Origin of the sequence: Pseudomonas sp. TH15, assembly GCF_016651105.1 — a bacterium.
In the GTDB taxonomy this organism is placed as follows: domain Bacteria; phylum Pseudomonadota; class Gammaproteobacteria; order Pseudomonadales; family Pseudomonadaceae; genus Aquipseudomonas.
In genome coordinates this window covers 4,035,483-4,057,994 of record NZ_JAEKEL010000001.1, presented here as the reverse complement: position 1 = coordinate 4,057,994, position 22,512 = coordinate 4,035,483, and the positions used below count along the sequence as shown (strand labels likewise).

The 22,512-nt window shown below is 57.7% G+C and carries 15 protein-coding genes and 1 pseudogene; 14 read left to right on the top strand and 2 right to left on the bottom strand.

Features of this window, described 5'->3' with window-relative positions; translation table 11 throughout:
* Positions 1-12 precede the first annotated feature (12 nt).
* Positions 13-3,504 (bottom strand): response regulator, encoded by a 3,492-nt coding sequence (locus tag JFT87_RS18150; protein WP_201203400.1) that lies wholly within the window; start codon positions 3,502-3,504, stop codon positions 13-15.
* Between the two features lie 263 nt (positions 3,505-3,767).
* On the opposite strand from JFT87_RS18150, the gene JFT87_RS18145 reads away from it, so the two are divergent.
* The 13 genes and pseudogenes from JFT87_RS18145 to JFT87_RS18085 all read left to right on the top strand — a co-directional run bounded on the left by JFT87_RS18145 (position 3,768) and on the right by JFT87_RS18085 (position 18,347).
* Positions 3,768-4,127, top strand: coding sequence for a response regulator (locus tag JFT87_RS18145; protein WP_201203398.1), 360 nt, complete (start codon positions 3,768-3,770; stop codon positions 4,125-4,127).
* 176 nt (positions 4,128-4,303) lie between these two features.
* Positions 4,304-5,599 carry a glycosyltransferase gene (locus JFT87_RS18140; protein ID WP_201203396.1) on the top strand — a complete coding sequence of 432 codons (1,296 nt, stop codon included), beginning with the start codon at positions 4,304-4,306 and terminating at the stop codon, positions 5,597-5,599.
* 126 nt (positions 5,600-5,725) lie between these two features.
* Positions 5,726-6,586 carry a phospholipase gene (locus tag JFT87_RS18135; RefSeq protein WP_201203394.1) on the top strand — a complete coding sequence of 287 codons (861 nt, stop codon included), beginning with the start codon at positions 5,726-5,728 and terminating at the stop codon, positions 6,584-6,586.
* Between the two features lie 201 nt (positions 6,587-6,787).
* A complete protein-coding gene (locus JFT87_RS18130) occupies positions 6,788-7,669 on the top strand; it encodes a phospholipase (RefSeq protein WP_201203392.1) in 882 nt (293 codons plus the stop codon).
* Between the two features lie 76 nt (positions 7,670-7,745).
* Complete coding sequence (locus JFT87_RS18125) at positions 7,746-8,651, top strand: AraC family transcriptional regulator (protein ID WP_201203390.1); 906 nt, start codon at positions 7,746-7,748, stop codon at positions 8,649-8,651.
* Between the two features lie 313 nt (positions 8,652-8,964).
* Positions 8,965-10,277, top strand: a pseudogene (locus JFT87_RS18120) (ABC transporter substrate-binding protein).
* Between the two features lie 154 nt (positions 10,278-10,431).
* Complete coding sequence (locus tag JFT87_RS18115; protein ID WP_201203388.1) at positions 10,432-11,358, top strand: carbohydrate ABC transporter permease; 927 nt, start codon at positions 10,432-10,434, stop codon at positions 11,356-11,358.
* Between the two features lie 10 nt (positions 11,359-11,368).
* A complete protein-coding gene (locus JFT87_RS18110; protein WP_054046221.1) occupies positions 11,369-12,199 on the top strand; it encodes a carbohydrate ABC transporter permease in 831 nt (276 codons plus the stop codon).
* Positions 12,200-12,345: 146 nt separating this feature from the next.
* Positions 12,346-13,449, top strand: coding sequence for an ABC transporter ATP-binding protein (locus tag JFT87_RS18105; protein WP_201203387.1), 1,104 nt, complete (start codon positions 12,346-12,348; stop codon positions 13,447-13,449).
* Between the two features lie 12 nt (positions 13,450-13,461).
* A complete protein-coding gene (locus JFT87_RS18100) occupies positions 13,462-14,934 on the top strand; it encodes a mannitol dehydrogenase family protein (RefSeq protein WP_201203386.1) in 1,473 nt (490 codons plus the stop codon).
* A 130-nt stretch (positions 14,935-15,064) separates the two neighbouring features.
* Positions 15,065-16,561 (top strand): xylulokinase, encoded by a 1,497-nt coding sequence (gene xylB / locus JFT87_RS18095; RefSeq protein WP_201203384.1) that lies wholly within the window; start codon positions 15,065-15,067, stop codon positions 16,559-16,561.
* Between the two features lie 13 nt (positions 16,562-16,574).
* Positions 16,575-17,519, top strand: coding sequence for a carbohydrate kinase family protein (locus JFT87_RS18090; protein ID WP_201203382.1), 945 nt, complete (start codon positions 16,575-16,577; stop codon positions 17,517-17,519).
* Between the two features lie 207 nt (positions 17,520-17,726).
* Entirely contained in the window at positions 17,727-18,347 is a 621-nt protein-coding gene (locus tag JFT87_RS18085) for a transglycosylase SLT domain-containing protein (RefSeq protein ID WP_201203380.1), read from the top strand.
* A 169-nt stretch (positions 18,348-18,516) separates the two neighbouring features.
* On the opposite strand, the gene JFT87_RS18080 is transcribed toward JFT87_RS18085, so the two are convergent.
* Positions 18,517-19,818 (bottom strand): OprD family porin, encoded by a 1,302-nt coding sequence (locus JFT87_RS18080; RefSeq protein WP_201203378.1) that lies wholly within the window; start codon positions 19,816-19,818, stop codon positions 18,517-18,519.
* A 373-nt stretch (positions 19,819-20,191) separates the two neighbouring features.
* On the opposite strand from JFT87_RS18080, the gene JFT87_RS18075 reads away from it, so the two are divergent.
* The gene (locus tag JFT87_RS18075) at positions 20,192-22,180 is read left to right on the top strand and encodes a type VI secretion system Vgr family protein (RefSeq protein WP_201203370.1); all 1,989 of its coding nucleotides are present in this window, start codon (positions 20,192-20,194) and stop codon (positions 22,178-22,180) included.
* The last annotated feature ends 332 nt before the right edge of the window (positions 22,181-22,512 follow it).

Genomic DNA, 22,512 nt, shown 5'->3' with positions numbered 1-22,512 from the left:
CTAGAGGCGTTCCTAAATGCGTTCCATCTTCGGTAACCACACGCGAATCAACGAGAACAGGCGATCCAGGTCGATAGGCTTGGCCAGGTAATCGTTGGAACCTGCCGCCAGGCAGCGCTCCTGATCGTCCTTCATGGCCTTGGCCGTCACCGCGATGATCGGCAGCTTGCGCCAGCGCGGGTCCTGGCGGATCAAGGTCGTGGCCTCGAAACCGTCCATTTCCGGCATCATCACATCCATCAGCACCAGGTCGATGTCCTCGACTTCATTCAATCTTTCAATCGCCTCACGACCATTTCGACCGATCACTACGACTGCACCCTTTTGCTCCAGCGCACTGGTCAGGGCGAAGATGTTGCGCACATCGTCGTCCACCAGCAGCACCTTGCGCCCCTCGAAGACCTTGTCGCGACTGCGGGCGGTCTTGAGCATCTTCTGCCGCTCGTGGGACAACCGGGATTCGACTTTGTGCAAAAAGAGCGTCACTTCATCCAGCAGACGCTCTGGCGATCGGGCCCCCTTAATGATGATCGAACGCGAATACTTGCGCAGGTCGGCCTCTTCGTCCCGGGTCAGGTTGCGCCCGGTATAGACGATTACCGGCGGGAACGAGCAGATGTCTTCGGTAGACATACGCTTGAGCAGATCGTTGCCGAGCATGTCCGGCAGTTTCAGGTCGATGATCATGCAATCGAAAATCGTCGTGCGCAGCAGGTCCAGCGCTTCCTGGGCGAAGCCGACGGCGGTGATCTCGATGTCTTCGTCGCCGATCAGACGGGCAATGCTGTCACGCTGCAAATCATCATCTTCCACCAACAGCACCCGTTTGACCTTCTGGGTCAGCTTGGCTTCCAGGCGGGCAAACACGTCCTTGAGCTCTTCGCGAGTGGTCGGTTTGACGGCATAACCGATGGCGCCCATGTGCATCGCAGCTTCGACCCGGTCTTCGACCGAGATCACATGAACCGGAATGTGCCGGGTTTCGGCGTGCTCCTTCAGGCGCTGCAACACGGTCAGCCCGGAATGATCCGGCAGACGCATGTCCAGCAGAATGGCGTCGGGGATGAACGCTTTGGCCAGGTCATAGCCTTCGTCAGCGCCATGGGCAACCAAGCACTGATAGCCCAGTTCGTGGGCCAGGTCATAGAGGATGTGTGCAAAATTCTCCTCATCTTCCACCACCAGAATGCAGCGCGTAGCAAACGGCGCGTTGGCGCGGTCATCATCGAAACGCGGGATGTCAACGTCGGCAATCAGCGGCACCAGCGCGGCAACCGGGGCGCTCGACGAATAAGCAACCGGAGTGACCCGCATCGGTTCGACCGGCTCATCACCCGGCTCGACGTATTGCAGCGGCAACACCAGGGTGAACGCACTGCCCTGCCCCGGCTCACTGCTGACGCTGATCGAGCCGCCCAGCAAATTCGCCAGGTCCCGGGAAATCGACAGGCCCAACCCCGTGCCGCCATAACGGCGATTGGTGGTGCCGTCAGCCTGGCGGAAGGCTTCGAAAATGCTTTCCTGCTGCTCCGCCGCAATACCGATCCCGGAATCGCGAACGATGAAGGCGATACCTTCGCCAGCCTGACTGGAAACAGTCAGGCTGACGTTGCCTTTTTCGGTGAACTTTACCGCGTTGGACAGCAGGTTCTTGATCACTTGTTCCAGACGCTGACGGTCGGTGAACAGCGTGGCCGGCGTACCCGGCTGCAAGTCGACGTTGAAGGTCAGCTTTTTATCAGCCGCCAGTGGCTCGAACATTGCGCGCAAGCCATCCACCAGACGCGTGACGCTGGTGTTTTCCGGGCGTATTTCCAGCTTGCCGGCTTCAACTTTGGAAATATCGAGAATGTCGTTGATCAGGTTGAGCAAATCATTGCCGGCCGAATAGATCGACTCGGCGAACTTGACCTGTTCGGCACTGAGGTTTTCCTGAGGGTTTTCCGCCAGCAACTTGGCCAGGATCAACGAACTGTTCAACGGCGTGCGCAGTTCGTGGGACATGTTGGCGAGAAATTCGGACTTGTACTTGCTGGAGCGCTGCAATTCTTCGGCGCGATCTTCCAGTTGAGTCTGGGCTTGATTGAGCTCGGTGTTCTTCTCATCCATGGCGTCGCGTTGATCGGCCAGGATCTGCGCCTGCTCGGCGAGCTGTTCGTTGGTCTGCTCCAGTTCCACCTGCTGGGTTTCCAGGTGCGCTTGGGATTCCTTGAGAATCCTCGACTGCTCTTCCAGCTCCTCGTTGGCGGACTTGAGTTCTTCCTGCTGAACCTGGAGCTCTTCGTTGAGCTGCTGGGTTTCGGCGAGTACTTCCTGCAAACGCTGGCGATAGCGCGCGGCTTCGATCGAGGTGCCGATGTTGCCGGCAATCAGCTCGAGCAGTTCGATGTCACGGTCGTTCAACGGGCGCAGGAAGCCGAGTTCGATCGCACCATTGATCTGGTCATCGTCGCTGGTCGGCACCACCAGCACACTGTGCGGCAAACCTTGGCCCAAGCCAGAGCTGATTTTGAAGTAATCGTCAGGCACGCCATCCAGGCGAATCATACGTGCCTGTTGCACCACTTGACCGACAATGCCTTCGCCGTCGTAGATCGACTGACCCTGCTCTTCCTGCTCGCGGGACAAGCCGTAAGACGCCACGCGTTTAAGGCCGCCATGGTCTTCACGCACGTAAATGGCCGCCACGGCGGTGCCCAGGTACTGCGCGCAGAACTTCAGGATATTGCGACCCAACAGGTTGAGGCTCAGTTGTCCCAGCACCTGCTCGGCCAGTTCGGTCTGGCCATTGCGCAGCCAGGCTTGCTGCTCCAGACGCCCGGCACTGGCTTGTTGCGCTGCGAGGTTGGCACCGTAGCTCTCGGAAAGATTGAGCAAGTCACGCCGGCCGACATACGCCAGCAACCCACTGATACCGGCCACGAACAGCAGGTACAGGGTGATGCTCCAGATCGTGGTGCGGCGCACGTCTTCGTTGCGCGTGGTGCGCAACTGCTGCTCCATGTCGATCACGTCTTCAAACTGTTTGCGGATTTCATCGGTCAGGCGCTTGCCGCGCCCGGCCTTCACCGCACCGCGGTAATCGCCACTGGCTCGCTGCAGATCGATCATCGATTGCGCGTAGGTGGCCCAATCGGTTTGCAAGGCCTGGAGCCTGTGCAAACGATCGGTCTGGACCGGGTTATCGGCCGTCAGTTCGAGCAAGGTATTGAGGGCCACCGCGATTCTCGGCTTGGCCGTTTCGTAGGGGTCCAGGAAGTGCTCGTCGCCGCTGAGCAGGAAGCCGCGCATCCCGGTTTCCAGATCAACGGTCAGCTTCACCGCTTCATTGGCGTTATTGATCACCCGGTCAGTGTGCTCGACCCACTGAATGACGGATAACAGATAAGTGATCAACGCCACAAAGAAAACTGCACTGATCACGCCCACACCCAGCGGCAAGCTGACGTTGCGACTGAGAATTTTGCGAAACCGTTGCTCATCAACCGAAGACGGAGAGGACATGAGGTAGCCTTGTCGAACTGTTGAAAACCCGAGAGTTTGCCCCAAAACAGTGACGCGGATCCATTTTTCTCACACATTTGGCCGCAAATTCCTACGCTCACCGGCGTGTTCGCGGCCACGAACAGTTATCCTTGCCGCCCCGGCTGCAGCTATGCTTTTTTTGTTGCAAGCGGGGAACTTGTGGCACTGCGCCACTTACTGATGAAAGAGCCCGGCATTTTTGATCGACCGGCGACCCTGAACTGACTTTTGAGAGCCTGAATATGTCCGCCAACCAATCCACCATCCTGGTCGTAGAAGACGACGGCATCGTGCGCATGCTGATTGTCGATGTGCTGGAGGAGTTGGAGTTCAAGGTGCTTGAAGCTGACGGCAGCGAACAGGCATTGGAAAAGCTTGAAGATCCGGATCAGCAAATCGATCTGATGATGACCGATGTAGGCCTGCCGGGCATGGACGGTCGTGAACTGGCGAATGAAGCACGAAAACTGCGCCCCACCCTGCCAATTCTATTTGCCAGTGGTTATGCCGAAAACATCGACGTCCCTGCTGACATGCACGTCATTGGCAAGCCGTTTTCGATTGATCAGTTACGCGACAAAGTAAAAAGCCTTATCAAGTAATACAACCTGTTATTGCGCCCCTTCAAACAATAAAGAAGGGGCAGCACTGCACGCCCCTTTATGCACGATGCCGGGCGGCGGTATTGAGGGATATTTCTGACAATCGGGCGCATACCCTACCCCTGTGGTTTAATTGCGCCCTTTTTTCCCCTCGTCGCCGTCAAGGAATGTTGTCCATGATTCAACCCGCTGCTACCAAAGTCCTGGTCATCGGATACGTCTGGCCAGAGCCGCGCTCCTCAGCGGCGAGCGGGCACGTCATGCAAATCCTCGAAACATTCCTGCAACAAGGCTGGGACATTACCTTCAGCAGCCCGGCCGGCCCAGGCGAACACAAGGCGGATCTGGCGGAACTGGGCATCCGCGAAATGCCGATCGAACTCAACAGCAGCAGTTTCGACACATTCATTCGCGAGCTGGCGCCGGACATTGTCTTGTTCGACCAGTTCATGATGGAAGAACAGTTCGGCTGGCGCGTCGAAGAACAATGTCCAACCGCGCTGCGCGTGTTGGAAACTTCAGACCTGCAAAGCCTGCGACATGCGCGTCATCAACGCCTCAAGGACCGCTTGAAGGCCGACGCCAATGAGGACGACTTCAGCGAATTGTTTACCCGTGCGTTGCGCGAAGAGTTCGAGTTGATGGCGGATACCGATCTGGCCAAACGGGAAATTGCTGCGCTTTATCGGTGTGATCTGAACCTTATGATCTCCGAGGTAGAGATCGAACTGCTGCGTGAGCAGTTCGGCTTGCCGGCAGACTTGCTGCACTGGTGCCCGCTAATGATCGACCCGCCGACCGCGGCCCCGCGCGCATTCGATGATCGTGAACATTTTCTGAGTATTGGCAACTTCCGCCACGCGCCTAACTGGGATGCAGTGCTCTGGATGAAGTCGACAGTCTGGCCGCTGATCCGCCAACAACTGCCAAAGGCACAGCTTCACCTTTATGGCGCTTACACCCCACCGAAAGCCACGGCACTGCACAATCCCGCGCAAGGTTTTCATGTCATGAACTGGGCTGAAGATGCTTTGCAAGTGATGTCTGCTGCCAAAGTGTGTCTGGCGCCGTTGCGTTTCGGCGCCGGGATCAAAGGCAAATTGATCGATGCCATGTTATGCGGTACGCCAAGCGTTACTACGCCGATTGGCGCAGAGGCGATGCAGGGTGACCATCCATGGCCTGGCGCAGTCTGCGTTTCGGCGCAGGCACTGGCCGACGAAGCCGTTCGGCTGTACTGCGACAAACTGCATTGGCAACAGGCGCAGTCGAAGGGACAAACATTGTTGATGGATCGATATAAACAATCCGAACATGGCTTTACATTGATTGCCAAACTGCAGCACTGCCGGAAGAACCTGACAACACTGCGAAGAAACAACTTCACTGGCAGCATGTTGCGGCACCACCAGCACAAAAGCACTAAGTATATGTCGCAATGGATTGAAGCGAAGAACCTGAAACAGCAATAACCTACACAACTTGCATTAAGCCCTCGCTTGGCGTGCAACGCGCCAAGCGTTATAAGCCAGTTATTACGCAACACCCCTCAACCACACCACTCTATATAACTGCAAAGCTGATGCAAGGACGCTTCAATGAGCAACAACAACCTGGATAATATAAACAGCAACTGGATGGCCAAAACCATGGGCATAGGCCGTCTGACCCTGAATGAACTAACGTTACCAGGCACACACAATTCAGGCTGTGACTGGCAGGCTTCCTATGCACTTGTTCCGGGAAAGCACTGGCTTGCCTGTCAGCATCAATCATTCTATAGCCAGCTGAATAATGGCTCGCGGGCGCTGGACGTACGCTTGTTATACGATGCCAGTATTAAAGAGGAGCATGACCGGTTTCGCTTTCACCATAACGAATTTCTCTCTTCGCGCACGCTGGGAAATCTACTCACCGACCTCAATCGATTTCTTTATGAAAACCCTGATGAGTTCATCATTCTCGATTTCAAAAACCTGAAGAGCAACCAGGGCCCGTTTGACTTCAAACTATTCCAGGAATTGATGCTGCGTTCTCTGCGCCACCGCATTATTCCCTCTCATAAAAAATACTTCACACTGAATGAAATCAAACAGTCGAGCCCACTACAAAGAGTGCTCGTTTGCGCCCCTGGGCACCGCGACCTGGACGCTGATCTGTTCAATGAAGAAGTACAGAGTAAATGGTCCGGCATCTCAACCACCAACATCGACGAACTGAAAGCGTTTATCACCACCGTATTGAAAACCCCGCCCAGCAAATGGAACACTTGGACATTATCCGCAACGTGTTATAGCAGTGTGGGTGGCCCCACTGACATACACGACGAACTCGACGTCATGTTCGATCCACAGAAAAGCGATTGGGCGCGCAAATGTAACATCATCAATGTCGACTTTATCGAAGAGTCAAGGCTTGTTGACTTTTGTCGAGTCATCAACCTGTTAAAAGCACGCTGATCAAACCGCAAACAACCATGCTATTAAATCGCTATATTTGTGCGGATGTGTCAAACGCTTGCGAACCTGCAATTGAGTTCTACGCTATTACATGAAAGCCGATGATCAACGGCGAACAACGGGTGTTGCGTCTTGCGATATCCGTTTCGATGAAATCACTTTGCACCACGGATGGGCGCGAAGATTACCAAAGGACTGGTCATGAATAGCATCGTTACAGGCGAACTGGATAAACGGACCTGGATGAGTAACGTATTGGACATCAGTCGGCTGAAACTGACCGATGTCATCTGGCCCGGCACGCATAACTGTGGCATGGACAAAAAAGCCCCCGACTACGATACCTTGCGCGGCAACTGGACAACCTGTCAGAACGACTCGTTTGCCTGGCAACTCGCCAATGGCGCCAGAGCCTTCGATATACGCCTGGGCTACACAGCTTCAACGCAAAATCCGTCTTTCTATTTTCACCACAATGGCTATCAGTCCGGGCGCACGCTTGATGAACTGATAACGGCGGTCATTGCCTTCCTCGGACAGAACCGGGACGAATTCATCGTGCTCGACTTCCATGAGTTGGGCGATGCCGCGAAGCCGTTTGATTATCAACACTTCAACGACTTGCTGATCGAACGTTTGGGCCCGTATCTCATACCCTCAGCGGAGGCGCACCTGACCGTAGGGGAACTTAAGCGTGCGAGCGCCCAGCGTCGGGTGGTGGCGACCGCTGCTGCCAAACGCGAACTGGACGAGGATTACTTCTGGCCTTTCATTTGGCACAAGTGGAGCGGCAAACGGCTAAACGATACCAGCGGCGTGTACTCGTACATCAAGACAATCCTCGAAAGAGCCCCCTATCCACGGGCTCTGTGGTCACTTTCGGCCACCAGCTACTCGCTCGTGGGAGGCCCGCAACATATCAAAAACCAAATCAATGACTGGTTTCATACCACGCGCGATTGGGTGACCCGCTGCAGCATCATCAATATCGACTTTTTCGAGGAATCGGACATCGTCCGCTTGTGCTGGAGCGCTACGAGCATGAAGGCCGTTTACGGTGATGCGCTGCTGACAAGGGGCTGAGTCGCAAGATGCGGGTGGTAGAAGCCAGCAAGAAAGAGGCATGATCACGGCGCGATAACAATAAAAGCGCGCTGCCATGACCCGGACTGCCAGAGTTACCGATCCTTCCTACGAGTTGATGGACGACCACAACGGGTTGTCCATCATTTATCGCCAGCATGGTTTTCCGTGCCCGTTGGTGCGCTGGCACTTCCATAAGGAATACGAACTGCACCTGATCGTCGCCAGTTCCGGCAAGGTGTTCATCGGCGACTACATCGGTAACTTCTACCCGGAAACGCTGTTCCTGACCGGCCCCAACCTGCCGCACAACTGGATCAGCCAAGTGGCCGAAGATGAAGTGGTGCCCAAGCGCGACATGCTGGTCAACTTCACCGACGAGTTGTTCGACAGCGGCCACTTGGTGTTTGCCGAGCTCAAGACCCTGGTGCCGCTGCTGGAGCGCGCGCAGTACGGCATCGAGTTTCGCTGCAAGCGCACCATCCGCCAGGCCATGACGCTGATGCAGCGCATTGCCGACACCAAAGGCGTAACCCGGCTCGGGCATTTCTTGATTCTGCTGGAATTGCTGGCGGCCTCCGACGATTACCAATTGCTATCGGGGGCCACGACGCCGCAACTGGCGGATGAACACAACGTTGATCGCACGAACCGGGCGGTGGATTACATCTTTGCCCACTACGGCCGGGAACTGCCGCTGGAAGAAGTCGCCGAGCACCTGGGCATGAAGCCGACATATTTCAGTCGGGTGTTCAAGCAGGCCACCGGGCGTTGTTTTATCGAATTCGTTAATCGGCTGCGGATCAGCAAGTCCTGCGAGCTGCTGGCAGATGGCGACAAACCGGTGACCGACGTGTGTTTCGAGTCGGGCTTCAACAATATTTCCAACTTCAACCGGCGCTTTCAGCAACTCAAGGGCATGACGCCTTCCCATTACCGGCGGTTGGCGGTGCAGCGTTTGACCGAACAAAACCTCGGTTAAAGATCAAAAGATCGCAGCCTTCGTCAGCTCCTACATGGATCGCATTTCCCTGTAGGAGCTGCCGCAGGCTGCGATCTTTTGCATTTGGCGATCGAAACCTATACGCATTTCATCGTCGACAAACACCAAAAAGCCCTACCCCGTACTTTCCGCTAAAAACCCCAGTGCAAAAAAGTATCGATTTAAGTGCTACGGATGATTTGTCACATACTCAATTGAAGGCTGTAATCAGTGCAGATTCTTCCCTCCGCAGGAAGACACAAAAACAATAACTGTCCTTCTGCCCTCATTGGGTGCAGAAAAGGAGTGCACGATGCAACCTTCTGTAAAAGCTCTGCTTGCCCTCACCTGCATGACCCTCAGTAGCGTCAGCCTCGGCGCTCAGACCCTGACCATCGCCACCGTCAACAACAGCGACATGATCCGCATGCAAAAGCTCTCGAAAACCTTCGAGGCCGAGCACCCGGACATCAAGCTCAATTGGGTGGTGCTCGAAGAAAACGTCCTGCGCCAACGCCTGACCACCGACATTGCGACCCAGGGCGGGCAGTTCGATGTGCTGACCATCGGCATGTACGAAGCTGCACTCTGGGGCGCCAAGGGTTGGCTGGAACCGATGAAAGACTTGCCAGCCAGCTACGCCCTCGACGACGTGTTCCCGTCGGTGCGCGAAGGCCTGTCGGTCAAGGGTTCGCTGTACGCCCTGCCGTTCTACGCTGAAAGCTCGATCACTTATTACCGTACTGACCTGTTCAAGGACGCCGGGCTGACCATGCCCGAGCACCCGACCTGGACCCAGATCGGCGAATTCGCCAGCAAACTCACCAACAAGATAAAGAACAGTACGGCATCTGCCTGCGCGGCAAGGCTGGCTGGGGCGAGAACATGGCGCTGATCACCACCCTGGCCAATGCCTATGGCGCGCGCTGGTTCGATGAGAAGTGGCAACCGGAATTCACCACGGGTCCCGAGTGGAAAAACGCACTGAATTTCTACGTCAAGACCATGACCGATTCGGGCCCGCCCGGTGCTTCAAGCAACGGTTTCAACGAAAACCTGGCGCTGTTCAACAGTGGCAAGTGTGCGATCTGGGTCGATGCCAGCGTCGCCGGCTCGTTCGTCACCGACAAGACTCAAAGCAAGGTCAGCGACCACGTTGGCTTCACCTATGCACCGCACGAGACCACCGACAAGGGTTCGGCCTGGTTGTATTCCTGGGCGCTGGCGATTCCGACCAGTTCCAAGGCCAAGGACGCAGCGAAAACCTTCAGCGCCTGGGCCACTTCCAAGGAATACGGTGCGCTGGTTGCGGAGAAGGACGGCATTGCCAACGTGCCGCCAGGTACACGGGTTTCGACCTATAGCGATGCTTATATGAAAGCCGCGCCGTTCGCCAAAGTGACCCTCGAGTCGCTAAAAGCCGCCGACCCGAGCAAACCGACCCTCAAGCCTGTGCCGTATATCGGCATTCAGTTGGTGACCATTCCTGAGTTCCAGGGCATCGGCACCCAGGTCGGCAAATCGTTCTCGGCAGCACTGATCGGCCAGACCACGGTCGACCAGGCCCTGGCCGCCGCCCAGCAAACCACCGAACGTGAGATGAAGCGCGCCGGTTATCCCAAGTAACCGCTGAACGACTTGCTCCTGCCTCCTGTGGGAGCGAGTCTGCTCGCGAAGCATCGTGCCAGCCAATACACATGGCACTGATCCAGCGCTTTCGCGAGCAGGCTCGCTCCCACAAGGGATCTTCATAGGTCTGTATGACTCGGTTGTGATCGCCATGAATACTTCAACTGCCAAAGCCCACCTCAACCTGTCGCAACCCCAGCGCAAGGTCCGCGTACGCAACCCCGGCTGGTTTCTCGTCACGCCTTCAGTGGCCATGTTGCTGCTGTGGATGATCGTGCCGCTGGGCATGACCCTCTACTTCTCGGTGATCCGCTACAACCTGCTCAACCCCGGCGAGAACGAGTTTGTCGGGCTGGACAACTTCACCTACTTCCTGACCGATTCGGGCTTCCTGCCCGGCGCCACCAACACGTTGCTGCTGGTGGGCAGTGTGCTGCTGATCAGCGTGGTGTTCGGCGTGTTGATCAGTGCGTTGCTGGAGGCCAGTGAGTTTCTCGGTCGCGGCATCGTGCGGGTCATGTTGATCTCGCCGTTCTTCATCATGCCCACCGTCGGTGCGCTGATCTGGAAAAACCTGATTTTCCACCCGGTGTCGGGGATTCTCGCCTACGTCTGGAAGCTGTTCGGCGCGCAACCAGTGGACTGGCTGGCCCACTACCCGCTGCTGTCGATCATCATCATTGTCTCGTGGCAATGGCTGCCCTTCGCGATCCTGATCCTGATGACGGCCATGCAGTCCCTCGACCAGGAACAGAAAGAAGCCGCACGCCTGGACGGTGCCGGTCCGATCGCGATCTTCTGGCACCTGACCTTGCCGCACCTGGCGCGGCCGATTGCGGTGGTGGTGATGATCGAAACCATCTTCCTGCTCTCGGTGTTCGCCGAAATCTTCACCACTACCAACGGTGGCCCCGGCTATGCCTCGACCAACCTCGCCTACCTGATCTACAACCAGGCGTTGGTGCAGTTTGACGTCGGCATGGCGTCCGCCGGTGGATTGATCGCGGTGGTGATTGCCAACGTCGCGGCCATCGTGCTGGTGCGCATGATCGGCAAAAACCTGACAGACAAAGCCTGAGGCCTGCGCCATGACTCTTCAACAATCCCGCCGTCTGCAAAGCCTGCTGCTCGGCACCCTGGCCTGGGCCATCGCGATCCTGATCTTCTTCCCGATCTTCTGGATGGTGCTGACCAGTTTCAAAACCGAAATCGATGCCTTCGCCACGCCGCCGCAGTTCATCTTCACGCCGACGCTGGAGAACTACCTGCACATCAATGAGCGCAGCGATTACTTCAGCTTCGCCTGGAACTCGGTGGTGATTTCGTTCAGCGCCACGGCTCTGTGCCTGCTGATCGCGGTGCCGGCGGCCTACTCCATGGCGTTCTACGAAACCAAGCGCACCAAAGGCACGTTGCTGTGGATGCTCTCCACCAAAATGTTGCCACCGGTGGGCGTGTTGATGCCGATCTACCTGCTGGCCAAGAGTTTCGGCCTGCTCGATACACGCATTGCCTTGATCGTCATTTACACGCTGATCAACCTGCCGATTGTGGTCTGGATGATTTACACCTACTTCAAGGACATCCCGAAAGACATCCTCGAAGCCGCACGCCTCGACGGTGCAACGCTGTGGCAGGAAATGGTCCGGGTGCTACTGCCAATCGCCAAGGGCGGCCTGGCCTCCACCGTATTGCTGTCACTGATCCTGTGCTGGAACGAAGCGTTCTGGTCCTTGAACCTGACCTCATCGAAAGCCGCGCCACTGACCGCGTTGATCGCCTCGTACTCAAGCCCCGAAGGTCTGTTCTGGGCCAAGTTGTCGGCCGTGTCGACGCTGGCCTGCGCGCCGATTCTGATCTTCGGCTGGATCAGCCAGAAACAGCTGGTTCGCGGCCTGTCGTTTGGGGCCGTGAAATGAATCAAAAGCAAAAGATCGCAGCCTTCGGCAGCTCCTACAAAGAGCTCAGGGTTCACGCGATCTCCGTGTAGGAGCTGGCGCAGCCTGCGATCTTTTGATCTTAAAGGCGCGCCCAACTGAATAACTAAAAGCGGAGGCCCATCATCATGGCCAACCTGAAAATCAAGAATCTGCAAAAAGGCTTCGAAGGCTTCTCCATCATCAAAGGCATCGACCTTGAAGTGAATGACAAAGAATTCGTAGTGTTCGTCGGCCCGTCGGGCTGCGGTAAATCAACGCTGCTGCGGCTGATCGCCGGCCTTGAAGAAGTCAGCGGCGGCACCATCGAACTCGATGGCCGCGACATCACCGAAGTCAGTCCGGCCAAGCGTGACCTGGCAATGGTGTTCCAGACCTACGCCCTGTACCCACACATGACCGTGAAAAAGAACATGTCGTTTGCCCTCGACCTGGCCGGTGTTCCGAAGGCCGAAGTCGAGAAGAAAGTCGGCGAAGCAGCACGCATCCTCGAACTCGGGCCGATGCTTGAGCGCAAGCCGAAACAGCTGTCCGGCGGCCAGCGTCAGCGCGTGGCGATCGGCCGGGCGATTGTACGCAACCCGAAAATCTTCCTGTTCGACGAACCGCTGTCCAACCTCGACGCCGCCCTGCGTGTGCAGATGCGCCTGGAACTGTTGCGCCTGCACAAAGAACTGAAAGCCACCATGATCTACGTGACCCACGACCAGGTCGAAGCGATGACCATGGCCGACAAAGTCGTGGTACTCAATGGCGGCAAAATCGAGCAGGTCGGCTCGCCGCTGGACTTGTATCACCAGCCAGCCAATCTGTTTGTCGCCGGGTTCCTTGGCACGCCGAAAATGGGCTTCCTCAAGGGCAAAGTCACCCGCGTCGAAAGCCAGAACGTTGAAGTGCTCCTGGACGCCGGCACCCGCATCACGCTGCCGCTAAGCGGTGCCAACCTGAGTGTCGGCGGAGCGGTGACCCTGGGAATTCGCCCGGAACACCTGAACCTGGCGCAAACCGGCGACTGCACCTTGCAAGTTACCGCCGACGTCAGTGAACGACTGGGCAGCGACACCTTCTGCCACGTTGTGACCTCGTCCGGCGAAGCCCTGACCATGCGCGTTCGCGGTGACCTGGCCAGCCGTTATGGCGAGGCGCTAAGCCTGCACCTGGACGCTGAACACTGCCATTTATTCGATGCCGACGGCGTGGCGCTGACCCGCCCGTTGCGCGCTGCAGCCTGACGAGACTATGCGATGAAACTGAATAAACAGAACCTCAATCGCCTCGCCCCCGAGGTGGCCCTGCCCGCCTACGCCCTGAGCGACACGCGCCAAGGCATTGCCCACATCGGCGTCGGCGGTTTCCATCGGGCGCATCAGGCGTATTACACCGATGCGTTGATGAATACCGGCGAAGGCCTGGACTGGGCGATCTGCGGGGTCGGCCTGCGCGCCGAAGACCGCCGCGCCCGGGACGATTTGAAGGAACAGGATTACCTGTTCACCTTGTTTGAACTGGGCGACAACGACGACGCCGAAGTCCGGGTGATCGGCTCGATACGCGACATGTTGCTGGCTGAAGACGGCGCCGAAGCGTTGATCGACAAACTCGCCAACCCCGAGATCCGCATCGTCTCGCTGACCATCACCGAGGGTGGCTACTGCATCGACGACAGCAACGGCGAGTTCATGGCCCACCTGCCGCTGATCCAGCACGACCTGGCGAACCCGAATGCACCGAAAACCGTGTTCGGTTTTCTCTGTGCGGCGCTGGCCAAACGGCGCGCTGCCGGTACGCCAGCGTTCACGCTGATGTCCTGCGATAACCTGCCGCACAACGGCGCGGTCACCCGCAAGGCATTGCTGGCCTTCGCCGCCCTGCGCGATGCCGACTTGCGGGAATGGATCGACCAGAACGTGAGTTTCCCCAATGCCATGGTCGATCGCATCACGCCGATGACCAGCACTGAACACAAACTGCAATTGCACGACAAACATGCGGTCGACGATGCCTGGCCGGTGGTTTGCGAACCGTTTGTGCAGTGGGTGCTGGAAGACAAGTTCGTCAACGGTCGCCCTGCCTGGGAAAAGGTTGGCGTGCAGTTCACCAACGACGTCACGCCTTACGAAGAGATGAAGATCAAACTGCTGAACGGCAGCCACCTGGCCCTGACGTATCTGGGGTTTTTCAAGGGTTACCGCTTCGTTCACGAGACCATGAATGACCCGCTGTTCGTGCGCTACATGCGGGCTTATATGGACCTGGACGTCACGCCGCAACTGGCGCCGGTGCCGGGGATTGATCTGACCGACTACAAGAACACTCTGGTGGCGCGTTTCTCCAATCAGGCGATTGCCGATCAACTGGAGCGCGTGTGCTCGGACGGCTCGTCGAAGTTTCCGAAATTCACCGTGCCGACGCTTAACCGCTTGATTGCCGACGGTCAGGAGACCAAGCGTGCAGCGTTGGTGGTGGCGGCTTGGGCGTTGTACTTGAAGGGTGTGGATGAGAATGGCGATACCTATTCGATTCCGGATCCACGGGCGGCGTTCTGTCAGGCGCTGGTGACCGATGACGCGTTGATCACTCAGCGGTTGCTGGAGGTTGAGGAGATCTTTGGCACCGCGATCCCGCGTTCGCCAGAGTTTGTGACAGCGTTTGAGTGGTGCTGCAACAGCTTGCGAGAGGTTGGGGTAACGCGGACCCTGGAACGGATTCTTGGCTGAGTGATGCGGTGCAACTGACGCCTTCGCGAGCAGGCTCGCTCCCACATTTTGAAATGCGTTCCTTGTGGGAGCGAGCCTGCTCGCGAATAGGCGCCATACCCAGTAACACCTGACACCCTGAGGATTCACTGTGACAAACCAACAATTATTCCTGGGCATCGACTGCGGCACCCAAGGCACCAAAGCCATCATCCTCGACGCCGTCAGCGGTCAGGTGCTGGGCCAGGGCGCCGCGGCCCACACGCTCATCAGCGGTGCCAATGGTCGCCGCGAGCAAGACACCAATCAATGGCTGGAAGCCTTCACCCTAGCGACCCGCCGTGCCCTGCTCGCCGCCAACGTCGACGGCCAGGACATCCTCGGCATTGGCGTCTCGGGCCAGCAACACGGGCTGGTGCTGCTCGACGACCAAGGCCAGGTCCTGCGCCCGGCCAAGCTCTGGTGCGACACCGAATCCACCGCGGAAAACGATCGTCTACTCGCCCATCTCGGCGGCGAAAAAGGCTCGTTGGAACGCCTCGGCATTGTCATCGCGCCCGGCTACACCGTGTCAAAACTGCTGTGGACCAAAGAACAACACCCACAGATCTTTGCCCGGATCGCCCGAATCCTGCTGCCCCACGATTTCCTCAATTATTGGCTGACCGGCCGCAGTTGCAGTGAATACGGTGACGCCTCGGGCACCGGTTATTTCAACGTGCGCACCCGCCAATGGGACTTGCAGATACTGCGGGACATCGACCCGACCGGCCGGCTGCAAGCGGCACTGCCGGAGCTAATCGACGCCCATCAAGCCGTCGGCACAATCCTGCCCAGCATCGTTGAGCACTTGGGCATCAACCCGCAAGCACTGGTCTCCAGTGGCGGCGGCGACAACATGATGGGCGCCATCGGCACCGGCAACATCCAGCCCGGCGCGATCACCATGAGCCTCGGCTCCTCCGGCACGGTTTACGCCTATGCCGAACAGCCCAAGGTCAGCCCGGACGCGTCGGTCGCGACATTCTGCTCCTCCAGTGGCGGCTGGTTGCCGTTGATCTGCACCATGAACCTGACCAATGCCTCCGGGGTTATCCGCGACCTGTTCGCGCTGGACATCGAACAGTTCAACGATCTGGTTGCCCAGGCGCCCATCGGTGCGGAAGGCGTCAGCATGCTGCCGTTCCTCAACGGCGAACGCGTCCCCGCCCTGCCCCACGCCACCGGCAGCCTGCTGGGCCTGACGATGACCAACCTGACCCAGGCCAACTTGTGCCGGGCCGTGGTCGAAGGCACGACCTTCGGTTTGCGTTATGGGCTGGACCTATTGCGTCAGAATGGCTTACAAAGCCGCAGCATTTGTTTGATCGGCGGCGGCTCGAAAAGTCCGGTGTGGCGGCAGATCGTCGCCGATATCATGAACACCCCGGTCATCTGCACCGAACAAAGCGAAGCCGCCGCCCTCGGCGCGGCGATTCAAGCGGCGTGGTGCAAGTCCTGGTCTAACGGCCACGAAAGCACGCTGGCAGATTTGTGCGAGCGCTGCGTGAAACTCGACATGGCCAGCGAAACCCTGCCGATCGCCGAGAATGTGGCGGCCGCTCAGCAGGCCTACGAACGCTATCAACAGCATGTCGCAACCCTTTAAAGAGCGAACAATTATGTATCTGGTGTGTGGTGAAGCGCTGTTCGATTTCTTCAGCGAAGACGATGCCAGTGGTCTGGCTTCAAAAGTGAATTTCAAGGCGATTGCCGGCGGCTCGCCGTTCAACGTGGCGGTGGGTTTGCGCCGATTGGGCGTGGACGCGGCGCTGTTTGCCGGGCTGTCCACCGACTACCTCGGCCGTCGCTTGCAGCAAGTATTGCAGGATGAAGGCGTACGCCCGGACTACCTGGTGGATTTCGCCGCACCGACGACGCTGGCGATGGTCGCGGTCGGCGCCAATGGCTCGCCGCATTACAGCTTCCGCGGTGAAGGCTGCGCGGATCGGCAGTTGCGCCTGGAGCATCTGCCGGAACTGGGACCTGAAGTGCGCGGTTTGCACATCGGCTCTTACTCGCTCGTGGTGCAGCCGATTGCCGAGACGCTGCTGACGTTGGTCCAGCGCGAAAGTGGTAAACGCCTGATCAGTCTTGATCCCAACGTACGCCTGAATCCCGAACCGAACATCCTCCTGTGGCGGGAACGGATCGCGGAACTGGTGGAGTTGGCCGACCTGATCAAAGTCAGCGATGAAGACTTGAGCCTGTTGTACCCCGAGCAAGATCCACAACGGGTGATCGAAGGCTGGCTCCAGCATCGTTGCCAACTGGTGTTCCTGACCCGTGGCGGCGAAGGCGCGACTGTCTTCAGCCGTGCCCATGGTTCGTGGTCGGTGCCGGCGTGTTCGGTGAAGATTGCCGACACCGTGGGCGCCGGCGATACTTTTCAGGCAGCGCTGATTACCTGGTTGACCGAGCAGCAACTGGATTCGGTGGACGGTGTGCAACGGCTGAGCCGTGAGCAGATTGATGCGATGCTCAAGTTTGCAGTGCAAGCGGCGGCGTTGACGTGCAGCAAGACCGGGCCGGATTTGCCGTATCGGCAGCAGTTGGATTTGCGCTGATCCTGAGGGCCCCATCGCGAGCAAGCTCGCTCCCACATTGGATCGTTGCCGAACACCAAACCGGTGTTCGCATAAGATCTACTGTGGGAGCGAGCTTGCTCGCGATAGCGGTCGACCCCACACCGCCAATCTCACATTCCCTCCCCGTCCGCGCATCGAGTGCGTAAACTATCGCCCTTTTTATGCGCATGACAGGAAGATGGGCTTTTGAACTCAAGGCAGACGGCTGGACTTTTGTTACTCACGACATTGCTGGCCGGTTGCAGCACCTCACCACCTCGCTCCCCCAATGATATCTGCGATATCTTCCGGGAAAAGAGCGACTGGTACGACGCCGCCCAAGTCACGCAAAAACGCTGGGGCGTGCCGATCCAGGTGCCCTTCGCGATCATGTATCAAGAGTCCGGCTATCGTCACGACGCCAAGACGCCGCGCAAATACCTGCTTTGGATAATCCCGTGGGGCCGAGTGTCGACGGCATCGGGCTACGCCCAGGCCAAGGATGAGGTCTGGTCCGACTATCAAAAAAGTACCGGCCGAGGCGGCGCCAACCGCGAGAAATTCGATGACGCCATCGACTTCGTCGGCTGGTACATGGACAAAACCACGTCAATCAACGGCGTATACAAATACGACGCCTTCGGGCAATACCTCAACTACCACGAAGGATGGGGCGGGTATCGTCAGAAAACCTTCGCCAGCAAAGCCTGGTTGGTGGCCACGGCCGGCAAGGTTCAGGGCCGATCCGATATGTATGCGCAGCAGTACGCCGGGTGCAAGAACGATCTGAATCGGGGATTCTGGAGTCGGTTTTGGCATTGGTTATAAACGCCCCCATGCAGGAGCTGCCGCAGGCTGCGATCTTTTGATCTTGAAAACAAAGTCAAAAGATCGCAGCCTTCGGCAGCTCCTACAGGGGATTGGTTTTTAGTGAAGATCCCCTGTGGGAGCGAGCCTGCTCGCGAAAGCAATCGATCAGGCGCTACAACTCGATGCCTTACAACACAGAAAAGTTATAACTGACGATCAACCGCGTCTCATCGACATCTCGAGCAAACTTCTCGTAGTTGGTCCGATACGTCGAATTGCGCAAACGCAAACTCACATCCTTGAACGTGCCGGTCTGAATCACGTACTTCAACTCGCTGTCACGCTCCCACTCTTTGCCCTCTTGATTGCTGCCCAACACCTTGATGTGATCACCGTTGACATAACGGGTCAGGAAACTCAGACCATTGATGCCGATCGCCTTGAAGTCATAGTCATACCGCAACTGCCACGAGCGCTCTTGCGCGGCGGCGAAGTCGTTGACCTGCACGTAGTTGACCAGATAAGGATTGCTGCCATCGAGGTACGGCATCGAGTTATCGCCGTTCATGCGCTGCCAACCGGCACTGAACGTGTGGCCGCTGATGGCATAGGACAGCATGCCGCTCAACGCACGGTTATCGATGGAACCTGCCTTGGCATCACCGCTGTCGGCACTTTTCAGCACGCGCAGATCAGCCTTCAACAGACCGCCAGCCAACGGCTGATTGGCCAGCAAACCCACGAAATGCTGACGATAGATGTCTTCCAGCTCGGCGTAGTGATACTGAGCAGTCAGGCGCTCATTGATCTTGTAGTCGAAGCCATACATGTCGAAATGATCGGCGGTGGTGTTGCACGCATAGCGCTTGTTCTTGCAGTGCACGCGGATGTCTTGCGAATCCGTGGAATCGCGAGCGGTGTACTTGTCCAGGCGCGCCGCCGTGAAGGTCAGGTCATTGACTTCTTTCGATGTCAGCATCGCGCCGTTGAACATCGTCGGCAGCAGACGACCGTCGTTGTATTTCAGCAGTGGCAGATCCGGCAGCAGCGCGCCGTACTTCAATACTGTGTCCGAAATACGCACCTTGGCGGTCAGGCCCATTTTCGCGTACTGACCCTTTGAGCCGCGCGGATCCTGCCCGCTGGACGGCAGCAAGCCGCTGTTGCTGCGGTCGGGACTGGAATCCAGTTGCAAGCCGAGCATGCCCAGTGCATCGATACCGAAACCGACCGTGCCCTCGGTGTAACCCGATTGCAGGTTGAGAATAAAGCCCTGAGCCGACTCTTCACGCTTGGAGGCGCCCTGATCGTTCGAGGTGTGCCCATCACGGAAATCGCGGTTGAAATACACCGTGCGCGATTCGATTTTCGCCGTGGTGTCTTCCAGCAAACCGCTGGCCTGCGCCTGCGCAGTAAAACCGGCGCACAACACTAAGGCTCCGCAGCCAAACGACTGGCGCGGGGTGATGAGGGGGAATGGGGAACGCATGAAAAACTCCAACAATACAGCGTTTGCGCGAGGCGCAATAAGCCAGAAAAATAGCTCCCGTCCCGGGTCAGTGTTGAGCCGGGAAGAAGTGGACACGCAGGGGTGAGCGGCAATGATGGCAGATGGCTTTGACGTGCTACAGGCGACTTTAGTCTGAAACTGACTGACGATTCTTCGACCCCAGCTCGAACGTTATCGCGTCATCAGCACCGACCCTGACCATGGATCTTCCCGGTTTCATTAGGCGAAAACCTCCGCCTAAGGGTTTTCCCTATACCGTCGACGGGCGGCGTCTACGGCATTTGCGCCTTGAACGAGCCCGCTTAATCCTGCACCATCCGCCCCAGCTTATTCAAAGGACGGAATTCAAGGCATGCTGGACGCGAACGCAACCCATATCACCCTCACGCTGGAAGGTGTTTCCGCCGACCTTCAAGTGCTCAGTTTCGTCGGTCGCGAAGCCCTCAACCAACCGTTCTGTTTCGACATCGAACTGGTCAGCGCCCGCCCCGACCTGAAACTCGAAGAGCTGCTGCACAAGCCTGGCTGCCTGACCTTCGGCGCCACCGGCAAAGGCATCATCCACGGCCTGGTCTATCGCATCGAGCAAGGCGACTCCGGCAAGAAGCTGACCCGCTACAGCGTCAGCCTGGTGCCGCAACTCGCCTACCTGCGACACAACCATGACCAGCAAATCTTCCAGCACCTGACCGTGCCGAAGATCATCGGCCAGGTCCTCGAAGCACGCGGCATTCTGGCCGACGCCTACAGCTTCCAGCTCGGCGCGATCTACCCCGAACGCGATTACTGCGTGCAGTACGACGAATCCGACCTGCATTTTATCCAGCGCCTGTGCGAAGAAGAAGGCATTCACTTCCACTTCCAGCACTCGTCCAGCGGCCACAAACTGGTGTTCGGCGACGACCAGACGGTGTTCCGCAAACTCGCGCCCGTGAGCTACCAGCAAGACTCCGGGATGGCCGCCGAAAAAACAGTGATCAAGCGCTTCAACCTGCGCCTGGAAACCCGCACCACCCGCGTCAGCCGCCGGGACTACGACTTCGAGAAACCACGCATCCTCCCTGAAGGCGCGTCCAAAACCGAATTCGCCCCCGACCTCGAAGACTACGACTACCCCGGCCGCTTCACCGACCGCGAACGCGGCAAGCAACTGGCGACCCGCGCGCTGGAACGCCATCGCAGCGACTACAAACTCGCCGAAGGCAAAAGCGACGAACCGACTCTGGTTAGCGGCCACTTCCTGGCCCTGAGCGAACACCCGCGCGCCGAATGGAACGACCTCTGGTTGCTGCTGGAAGTCGTCCACGAAGGCAAACAACCGCAAGTGCTCGGCGAAAACACCACCAGCGACGTCACCGACAACAAAGACGATTTCCACCAGGGCTACCGCAACCGCTTCCTCGCGACCCCGTGGGACGCGCACTTCCGCCCTGCTCTCGAACACCCGAAACCCAAAGTCCTCGGCAGCCAGACCGCCATCGTCACCGGCCCCAAAGGCGAAGAAATCCACACCGACAAATATGGCCGCGTCAAAGTCCAGTTTTTCTGGGACCGCGACGGCCAAGGCGACGACAACACCACCTGCTGGCTACGCGTCGCCACCGGCTGGGCCGGCAACGCCTACGGCGGCATCGCCATCCCACGCATCGGCATGGAAGTGCTGGTGTCGTTCATGGAAGGCGACCCGGATCAACCGTTAGTCACCGGCTGCCTGTACCACAAGGAAAACGTCGTCCCCTACGACCTGCCGACGAACAAAACCCGCAGCACGTTCAAGACGCTCAGTTCACCGGGCGGCAAGGGCTACAACGAGTTTCGGATTGAAGACAAGAAAGGTGCGGAACAGATCTATCTGCACGCCCAGCGCGACTGGGATGAAAACATTGAGCATGACCAGAAGATTCGGGTCGGCAATGAACGGCATGACACCGTTGAGGCGAATACTTACAGCGAGTTCAAGGTTGAAGAACATCGCATTACGCATCTGGATCGCAAGACAGAAGCGCGGGCGGATGATCATTTGACGGTTGCTGTTACCCAGAATGTGAAAGTGGGGACGGCGCAGTTTGTGGAGGCTGGGCAGGAGATTCACTACAACGCTGGGGAAAAGGTTGTGGTTGAGGGTGGCATGGAGCTTACGGCGAAGGCTGGTGGGAGCTTTGTGAAGGTGGATGCTGGCGGTGTCACCATCAGTGGTGCGCAGGTCAAGGCGAATACCGGTGGTGCGCCTGGGGTGGGAACCGGCATCGGGATTCTTGCGCCGTTGGTTCCGAAGCTGGCCGCAACTGACAAGGCGGGCAAGGTGCCGCAAAACGCGCCGGTCAATCCCAAAGTGAGCTGACAGATCCTCGATGAAAGAACTGCATAGCCGGCGTCTGACAGTGCCGGCTTGCAGGGAGACTCCAAACTCACACAGATAAACCTCTCACAAAACCAACAACCGGGCCCGCAGTTGATCATTCTTGAGCATTTCTTGCTCTAGCAGTGCGCCAATTCTGAGCTGTGTGTGCTCGGCGGTGATGGAGAACTGCAATTCCATGGTATCGAGCCCGCGGCGTACATGCTCTGTTGATTTCCGGTGAATTCACATCGAACTACATTCAAGGTGTGCTGTTTTATTTTGATGCCATCGATCACAACATCGCTTGAATCGAATTCGCCCCCACGCTCCCT